The 8,794-nt window shown below is 68.7% G+C and carries 8 protein-coding genes; 5 read left to right on the top strand and 3 right to left on the bottom strand.

Going from position 1 to position 8,794, the window contains the following annotated elements:
* On the bottom strand, positions 1-742 hold a 742-nt coding region (locus tag AC1DY5_RS31340), incomplete at its 3' end, for a dihydrodipicolinate synthase family protein (protein ID WP_478117808.1).
* Between the two features lie 253 nt (positions 743-995).
* Between AC1DY5_RS31340 and AC1DY5_RS31345 the strand changes: the two genes are divergently transcribed.
* Positions 996-1,475, top strand: coding sequence for a molybdenum cofactor biosynthesis protein MoaE (locus AC1DY5_RS31345; protein WP_478117810.1), 480 nt, complete (start codon positions 996-998; stop codon positions 1,473-1,475).
* A gap of 3 nt (positions 1,476-1,478) precedes the next feature.
* Here the strand turns inward: AC1DY5_RS31345 and AC1DY5_RS31350 are convergent, their stop codons facing one another.
* Positions 1,479-2,444 carry a Bug family tripartite tricarboxylate transporter substrate binding protein gene (locus AC1DY5_RS31350; RefSeq protein WP_478117811.1) on the bottom strand — a complete coding sequence of 322 codons (966 nt, stop codon included), beginning with the start codon at positions 2,442-2,444 and terminating at the stop codon, positions 1,479-1,481.
* A 118-nt stretch (positions 2,445-2,562) separates the two neighbouring features.
* On the opposite strand from AC1DY5_RS31350, the gene clpB reads away from it, so the two are divergent.
* From clpB to arfB, 3 genes are all read left to right on the top strand, one after another.
* A complete protein-coding gene (gene clpB / locus AC1DY5_RS31355; RefSeq protein WP_478117813.1) occupies positions 2,563-5,184 on the top strand; it encodes an ATP-dependent chaperone ClpB in 2,622 nt (873 codons plus the stop codon).
* A gap of 5 nt (positions 5,185-5,189) precedes the next feature.
* On the top strand, positions 5,190-5,528 hold the full coding sequence (locus tag AC1DY5_RS31360; protein ID WP_478117814.1) for a hypothetical protein: 339 nt from the start codon (positions 5,190-5,192) through the stop codon (positions 5,526-5,528).
* Between the two features lie 65 nt (positions 5,529-5,593).
* A complete protein-coding gene (arfB, locus tag AC1DY5_RS31365; protein ID WP_478117816.1) occupies positions 5,594-6,007 on the top strand; it encodes an alternative ribosome rescue aminoacyl-tRNA hydrolase ArfB in 414 nt (137 codons plus the stop codon).
* Here arfB and AC1DY5_RS31370 read toward each other — a convergent pair.
* Entirely contained in the window at positions 5,976-7,688 is a 1,713-nt protein-coding gene (locus AC1DY5_RS31370) for a SulP family inorganic anion transporter (protein ID WP_478117818.1), read from the bottom strand. The two genes, arfB and AC1DY5_RS31370, sit on opposite strands and share 32 nt — an antisense overlap.
* A 70-nt stretch (positions 7,689-7,758) precedes the next feature.
* Here AC1DY5_RS31370 and AC1DY5_RS31375 point away from each other — a divergent pair.
* A partial coding sequence (locus tag AC1DY5_RS31375) for an aldehyde dehydrogenase family protein (protein WP_478117820.1) occupies positions 7,759-8,794 on the top strand: 1,036 nt, incomplete at its 3' end.

Consider the following 8,794-nt stretch of genomic DNA (forward strand, 5'->3'; position numbering starts at 1 on the left):
GGGCCTCTATCAAGGGAAGCAATGGCTGCCACACGGCGCGCGCCTCGGCCAGCCGGCCTACGCCAAGCAACTGCAGCACGTTGACGAAGCGCTCCGTGCGCAGGTGCGCGCTGGCGGCGATCGCGCCGGCGCCGCCTTCGGCCACCGTGKCGAACATCTGCGCATCCTCGCCCGCCAGCACCTGCAGCCGCCGGTCGGCGATCAGCGCCCGGGTCTTCGCCATGTCGCCGCCGCAGTCCTTGACGCCGCGGATGCGCGGATGGGCCGCCAGTGCCAGCAGCGTCTCGCGATCGATCGCAATGCCGGTGCGATAAGGAATGTCGTAGACCAGCAGCGGTACGGCGCTGGCGTCGGCGATGGCGCCGAACCACTCGACGAGGCCCGCCTGCGCGGGGCGGATGTAGCTCGGCGCGGGCACCAGCAGCCCGGACAGCCCGTAGTCCGACAGCTGGCGGACCCATGCCAGCGTCTTGCCGAGGTGATAGCCCGAGAGGCCCATGATGCGCGGCAGCGAAGGTGCCGTGCGAGCGACCGTCGCGAGCACCGCCCGTTGCTCCTCTTCGTCGAGCGCGGCGGCCTCGCCGGTCGAGCCGCAGACCACGAAGCCCGCGATGCCGCTCGGCGCCAGCCGCTCGACCAGGGCCGTGAGCGCGGCGTGGTCAACCGCGTGGTCGCGGAACGGCGTCACGAGCGGGATCCAGAGGCCCGAGAAGTCGGGGAAGGGTGAATGAGAGTCTTGCACGCAGTTTTCCTTTCAGGAATCGACCGATGGAGGAAACCACCGTCGAATTGCGCACACCACCCACTTCGGCACCAGGCCTTGCAGTTCCGTCGCTCATCCGACGACGGAACCGAAGCTCCGGTCAGACGAGCTCGGGTTTCTTGGCTTTGCCCTGCAGGCGCGTGCAGACTGCTTCCTCGCGAGAAGAAAGGCGGTGTTGCATGAGGGCGCTGGAAGGCATCGCGCGAGTGTATCGCGGTGCCACAATCCGGGCATGACCGCCGCCCGCGTTTCGATCCAGACAGAAGATTTCGACCTGCAGCAGGAGGTCGCCGCGTTGCGCGCCGGCGACGCCCGGGTCGGCGCGGTCTGCAGTTTCATCGGCACCGTGCGCGACCGCAACGACGGAAGCGCCGTGGCCTCGATGGAGCTCGAGCACTACCCCGGCATGACCGAGAAGGCGATCGAGGCCATGATCGACGAGGCGCACCGGCGCTTCGACATCCTCGGCGCCCGCGTGATCCATCGCGTCGGCCTGCTGCAGCCGCAGGACCAGATCATGATGGTCGCCGTGACCTCGGCGCACCGCGGCCAGAGCTTCCAGGCCTGCGAGTTCCTGATGGACTACCTGAAGACCCAGGCGCCGTTCTGGAAGAAGGAACAGACGCCCGAGGGAGCGCGCTGGGTCGATGCCCGCGCCACCGACGACGAGGCCATCGCGCGCTGGGGCATCATTTCGGTCAATGCTCTCTGAGGCTCATTGCGGCTGGAAGCCGCTGGCCTTGATGATCTGCGCCCAGGTCTGGGTGTAGCTCCGCACGCGGCCGGCGAACTGGCCCTGCGGCATGAATTCGACCGACAGGCCCATGGCGGTCAGGCGCTCGCGCACATCGGGCATCTTGAGCACCTTGGCCAGCGCGACGCCGAAGCGATCGATCACGGGCTGCGGCGTGCCCACCGGCGCGAAGATGCCGTAGTAGGGCAGGTCCTCGAGACCCGCGAGGCCGAGTTCGGCGAAGGTCGGCACCTGCGGCAGCACGGCCTGACGCTTGTCGCCGATCACCGCCACCACGCGGATCTTGCCGGCCTTCTGGTTCTCGATGAAGTCGGGGACCGAGCCGATGCCGGCCGAGATCTGGTTGCCCAGCATGTCGGCCAGCATCGGCGCGCTGCCGCGGTAGGGCGCGGCCTGGACGTCGATCTTGTACTTGGCGCCGATCAGCTTGACCAGGAACTCGGGGATCGAAGCCGGTGCCGGGACGCCAATGGTGTCCTTGCCGCCGCGCTCCTTCTTGACCCACGCCACGTACTCGTTGACCGACTTGGCCGGCGTGCCGCCCGACACCGCGAGCGCGTTGGCGAAGGTGGCGAAGCCGGCGACCGGCACGAAGTCGCGTGCCGAGTCGAAGCCCGGGTTCTTTACCACCAGCGGCAGGATCGAGATCGAGTGGTCATGCGAGAGGAACAGGGTGTGGCCGTCGGCCGGCGATGCCTTGAGCGCCTGGGCCGCGATCTGGCCGCCGGCACCGGCGCGATTCTCGACCACCATCGGGGTGCCCAGTTCGTCCTTGAGCTTCTCGGCCAGCGTGCGGGCGATCACGTCGGTGCCGCCGCCGGCAGGGAATCCGACCAGGAGCCGGATCGGCGTGCCGGCCGGTTGGGCCAGTGCCAATCCTCCGGCAGCGAGCAGGCCGGCCGCGAGGAATCCGCGTGCGAGGCGCATCGCGCCACTCCATGTTGACTTGAGCATCTATCGACTCCAAATGATTGCGTGTAGAAAGTGATCCGGGCAGTCTTGATAACGGTCCGGAAGTCCCTATTTTGAATGCAGGAATCAAGCCATGCGCCAAGACAAACTCACCACCAAATTCCAAGAAGCTCTCGGCGACGCCCAGTCGCTCGCCCTCGGCAATGACAACGCCTACATCGAGCCGGTCCACCTACTGGTCGCCATGCTGCGCCAGGACGATGGACCGCGCGCGCTGCTCGAACGAGCCGGTGCCAACGTGCCGGGCCTGTTGCACGCTGCCGAGGCGGCGATCAAGAAACTGCCGCAGGTCGAGGGCCATGACCAGGTCCAGGTCGGCCCCGAGCTCGGCAAGCTGCTGCAGGCGACAGAGAAGGAATCGATCAAGCGCAATGACCAGTTCATTGCCAGCGAACTGTTCTTGCTCGCGCTGGCCGACAGCAAGGCCGACATCGGCAACCTGGCGCGCAGCAATGGCGTGACCCGCAAGTCGCTCGAAGCCGCGATCGATGCGGTGCGCGGCGGCCAGGGCGTGAACAGCGCCGATGCCGAAGGCCAGCGCGAAGCCCTCAAGAAATACTGCCTCGACCTCACCGAGCGCGCCCGCCTGGGCAAGCTCGATCCGGTGATCGGCCGCGACGAGGAAATCCGCCGCGCCATCCAGGTGCTTCAGCGCCGCACCAAGAACAACCCAGTGCTGATTGGCGAACCCGGTGTCGGCAAGACCGCGATCGTCGAGGGCCTGGCCCAGCGCATCGTGGCGGGCGAAGTGCCCGAGTCGCTCAAGGGCAAGCGCGTGCTGTCGCTCGACATGGCGGCGCTGCTGGCGGGCGCCAAGTTCCGTGGCGAGTTCGAAGAGCGGCTCAAGACCGTGCTCAACGAACTCGCGAAGGACGAGGGCCAGACCATTGTCTTCATCGACGAGCTGCACACTATGGTCGGCGCCGGCAAGGCCGAAGGCGCCATGGACGCCGGCAACATGCTCAAGCCCGCGCTGGCGCGCGGCGAGCTGCACTGCGTCGGTGCCACCACGCTGGACGAATACCGCAAGTACATYGAAAAGGACGCGGCCCTCGAGCGCCGCTTCCAGAAGATCCTGGTCGGCGAGCCGAGCGTGGAGGCGACCATTGCGATCCTGCGCGGCCTGCAGGAGAAGTACGAAGTCCACCACGGCGTCGACATCACCGACCCGGCGATCGTCGCTGCGGCCGAGCTGTCCGACCGCTACATCACCGACCGCTTCCTGCCCGACAAGGCTATCGACCTGATCGAYGAGGCGGCGGCCAAGATCAAGATCGAGATGGACTCCAAGCCCGAGGTCATGGACCGGCTCGACCGTCGCCTGATCCAGCTGCAGATCGAGCGCGAAGCCGTGCGCCGCGAGAAGGACGAGGCTTCGCAAAAGCGCTTCGGCCTGATCGAGGACGAGATCGCCAAGCTGCAAAAGGAGATCGCCGATCTCGACGAGATCTGGCAGGCCGAAAAGGCCCAGGCCCAGGGTAGCGCGCAGATCCGCGAAGAGATCGACAAGATCAAGTTCCAGATCGCCGAGTTCACCAGCAAGGGCGACTTCAACAAGGTCGCCGAGCTGCAGTACGGCAAGCTGCCGGGCCTCGAAAAGCGGCTCAAGGAAGCGCAGGACACCGAGGCCAACAAGGGCAAGTCGAGCGCGCCCACGCTGCTGCGCACCCAGGTCGGCGCCGAGGAGATCGCCGAGGTGGTGGCGCGCTCCACCGGCATTCCGGTGTCCAAGCTGATGCAGGGCGAGCGCGACAAACTGCTCATGATGGAAGAGAAGCTGCACGAGCGCGTGGTCGGCCAGGACGAGGCCATCGGCGCGGTCGCCAACGCGATCCGCCGTTCGCGCTCGGGTTTGTCGGACCCGAACCGCCCGACCGGCTCCTTCCTGTTCCTCGGACCGACCGGCGTCGGCAAGACCGAGCTGTGCAAGGCGCTGGCGGGCTTCCTGTTCGACAGCGAGGACCACCTSATCCGTGTCGACATGAGCGAGTTCATGGAGAAGCATTCAGTCGCGCGCCTGATCGGTGCGCCGCCCGGCTACGTGGGCTACGAGGAAGGCGGCTACCTGACCGAGGCCGTGCGCCGCAAGCCCTACAGCGTGCTCTTGCTCGACGAGGTCGAGAAGGCGCACCACGACGTTTTCAACGTGCTGCTGCAGGTGCTCGACGATGGCCGCTTGACCGATGGCCAAGGCCGCACCGTGAACTTCAAGAACACGGTGATCGTCATGACCAGCAACATCGGCTCGCCGATCATCCAGTCGATGGTGGGACGGCCGGGCGAGGAGATCAAGGACGCCGTCTGGGACGAGCTCAAGAACTACTTCAGGCCCGAGTTCCTGAACCGCATCGACGAGACCGTGGTGTTCCATGCGCTCGACGCCAAGAACATCGAGGCGATCGCGGCGATCCAGCTCAAGGTGCTGAAGGACCGCCTGGCCAAGATGGACCTCGGCCTCGAGGTGTCGCCGGCGGCGCTGGCCGAGATCGCCAAGGTCGGCTTCGATCCGGTGTTCGGTGCGCGGCCCCTCAAGCGGGCGATCCAGCAGCGGATCGAGAACCCGCTGTCGAAGCTGCTGCTCGACGGCAGCTTCGGGCCGAAGGACACGATCAGCGTCGGCACTGATCCGATCCGAGCGCCGGGGCAGTTCACGTTCACCAACGACCGGGAACCCGCCGCCGAGGCCGTAGCCTAAGACTGATGCTGAATTTCCTTCTTCGCCTGGTCTTCTTCATGCTGGGCCTCGTGTTCGCGGCCAGCCTGGCAGTTGCCTTGCTGCTGCTGGCGGCTGTCTGGGGCCTGCGCTATGCCTGGGCGCGACTCACCGGCAAGCCGGTGCAGCCGTGGGTGATGCGCTTCGACCCGCGCGGGGGCTTCGACCGCTTCCGCGCCGCCGGCCGGCCGGCCGAGCCGACCGCCGCCGACGTCGCTGGCGCCCGGGCCCAGGGCCAGGCGGCCGACAGCCCGGTGCGGCTGCGCGATCCAGGCGTGGTCACCGACGTGCAGGCGCGGCCCGTGTCGCGCGACGACGGCAACTGATGTCCGGCATGCAGCGGCGGCCAGCACCGGACGCCGCTTACGCGGCGCGCAAGTCAAAATAGCGGATGCCCACGCCGCGTCCGCCCGTCCTCATCGATCCGCTCGAAGTCGAGTTCGGCGCGATCCGGGCCCAGGGTGCGGGCGGCCAGAACGTCAACAAGGTCTCGAGCGCGGTGCATCTGCGCTACGACATTGCCGCCAGTTCGCTGCCGGAAGACGTCAAGGCACGGCTGCGCGCGCTGCGCGACAGCCGGATCACCCAGGAGGGCGTGCTGGTGCTGAAGGCGCAGCGCCACCGCAGCCAGGACATGAACCGCGCCGATGCGCTGGCGCGGCTGCAGGAACTGGTCGATGGCGTCGCCACGCCGCCGCGCGTGCGGCGCGCCACCAAGCCGAGCTATGGCTCGAAGCAGCGCCGGCTCGAGGGCAAGAGCCAGCGCTCGGAGATCAAGAGCTTGCGGGGGCCGGTGAAGGATTGAGTTCCACAGGCGCGCTCGCGGGCCGCGACAGCGCCGCCAGCGCTTCGCCGTCCGTCCGGTAGCTGAACAGCATCGGCCCCGGGGCCAGCAGTCCGGCGCGTTCGAGTACCTGTTGCGCCGGCAGTTTCAGCCCCGAGACATGCAGCCGCACGCCCYGCGACTCGAGCAGACGGCGAATGCTGCCGAACACCTCGGCGCCCGTGATGTCGATGCGATTGATCGGATAGGCGAACAGGCAGACATCGGTCAGCCCGGGACGCTGGGCCAGCGCGACGGTGATCGCGCGCTCCAGCGTGCTGGCCGACGCGAAGTCGAGTTCGGCATCCATGCGCAGCGCGTAGAGGTCGGGCGCCAGCGGTGGCAGGTGCCACAGGTGGCGGTCGCGCAGGCTGCCGTCCGGGTGCAGGCCGACCTCGATGATGCGCGGATGCAGGTGGCGGTACATGTAGTGCGCCAGCGCCGCCAGCAGGCCGCCCAGCACGCCCCAGTAGATCGACGGCGCGGTGGCGATGGTGAGCGCGAAGGTGCCGAGCGCGATCGCCGCCTCGATGCGCGAGATGCGCCACAGCGCGACGAAGGCCGAGGGCCGCAGCAGGCCGATGGTGGCGGTCGCCACGATCGCGGCCAGCACCGCCTGCGGCACGTGGTAGAGCAGCGGCATCGCCCACAGCAGCGCGGCCGCGACCACGGCGACGCTGAACAGCGTCGCCCATTGCGTCTTGGCGCCGGCATAGAGCGTGATCGCCGAGCGCGAGAAGGACGAGCTGGTCGGGAACGATCCGGTCAGGCCCGATGCGATCTTGCCCAGGCCCTGACCGATCAGGTCCTGGTTCTCGTTCCAGAGCCTGCCGGCGCGAGCGTTGTCCACCTTGGCGCTCGATGCGGTCTCGAGAAAGCTCACCAGCGTGACCAGGAAGGCCGGCAGCAGCAGGTTGCCAAGCGTGTTGACCGTGAGGCCGCCGGGCCAGTAGAGGTGCGGCAGGCCCGAGGGCAGCCTGCCGATCACCGCGCCGCCATTCAGCGCATAGCCGACCGTGGCGCTGATCGCCGCGGCGGCCGCGACCAGCGCCATGGTGGTCGGAAAGCGCGGCGCGAACCGTTTGCCGATCCACAGTGAAGCCATGCCGCCGAGCCCGAAGGCGATCGCGACCAGGTCGGGCAGCGGGCCGTGCATCAACTGCGTCACCGAGCGGCCGGTGAAGCCCAGCAGGGCCGGGAGTTGCGACAGCGTGATCAGCACCGCCGCGCCCTGCGTGAACCCCATCAGCACCGGCGAGTTGACCATCCGCAGAAGCCAGCCGAAGCGGGCCGCGCCCAGCGCCACCTGCATCAGTCCCGACAGCAGCGTGAGCCAGACCGCGTAGGCCACCCATTCGCGGCTGCCCGGAATGGCCAGCGGTGCCAGCGAGGCGCCGACCAGCAGGCTGGTCAGCGCCGTGGGCCCGACCGAGAGCCGGGCCGAAGAGCTGAAAAGCAGCGCGACCAGTGCCGGCAGCAGTGCGGCGTAGACCCCGGTCACCAGCGGCATGCCTGCCAGCGCCGCATAGGCCACGCCCTGTGGGATGACCATCAGCGCCACCGTGACGCCGGCTGCGGCCTCGTTGACGAGCAGCGTCCGGTCCGGGCGCGGCCAGGCCAGGAAGGGAAGCCAGCGCTCGAGCTGGTCGCGGGTCAGGGCCATCGGCGCGGCCCGCGGAAGGTTGGGGAATGCACCCGCCGATGATACGAAAGCGCCAAGGTAGATTCGCCCCATGACCGAACTGCGATCCCTCTTCGACGCCCAGCACCGGGCCAGCCGCGATGACGCCGACGTGCCCATTGCCCTGCGCCGCGACCGCGTGCGGCGGGTCCAGCGCCTGCTCCAGCGGCGCGGCGAGGCGATCGCGGCGGCGGTCGAGGCCGACTTCGGCGTGCGTTCCGCGGCACTCACCGAGGTGGCCGACCTGCTGGTGCTGCGCAACCTGCTGGGGCAGTTGTCGCGCCGCCTCGGTGCGTGGAGCCGGCCGGTGCCCGTGCATACGCCGATGCAGCTGAAGCCGGCCCGCGCCTTCATCCAGCGCCAGCCGCTCGGCGTGGTCGGCGTGATCTCGCCCTGGAACTACCCGCTGCAGCTCTCGCTCGGACCTGCGGCCACCGCGCTGGCGGCGGGCAATCGCGTGCTGCTCAAGCCCAGCGAGCTGACGCCGCACACCTCGGCGCTACTGGCCGAGGGCGTGGCCGAGGCCTTCGCTCCGGACGAGTTCACGGTGGTGCAGGGCGATGCCGGCGTCGCGGCGCAGTTCGCGGCCTTGCCTTTCGACCACCTGTTCTTCACCGGCTCGACTGCGGTCGGTCGCAAGGTGGCGCAGGCCGCGGCGGTCAACCTGACACCGACCACGCTCGAACTGGGCGGCAAGTCGCCCTGCATCGTCGACGCCTCGGCCGACCTCGACCAGGCGGCGCTGCGCATCGCCCACGGCAAGCTGCTGAACGCCGGCCAGACCTGCATCGCGCCGGACTACGTGCTGCTGCCGCGCGGGCGCGAGGATGCCTTCGCGGCGGCCTGGCAGCGCGCGGTGACTGGGCTGTTCCCGCGCTTCGAAGGCAATCCCGACTACGCGTCGATCCTGGGCCAGGGGCAGTTGGAGCGGTTGCGGTCGCTGCTGCAGGAGGCGAGGGCGAGCGGTGCCCGGATCGAGCAGGCCGGAGGGGCCGCCGACCCGGCTGCGCGGCAACTGGCTCCTGCGCTGGTGATCGGCCCGGACCCCGGCCTGCGGCTGCTGCGGGAGGAGATCTTCGGTCCGATCC

It is taken from the genome of Variovorax sp. P4_D9 (assembly GCF_056401695.1).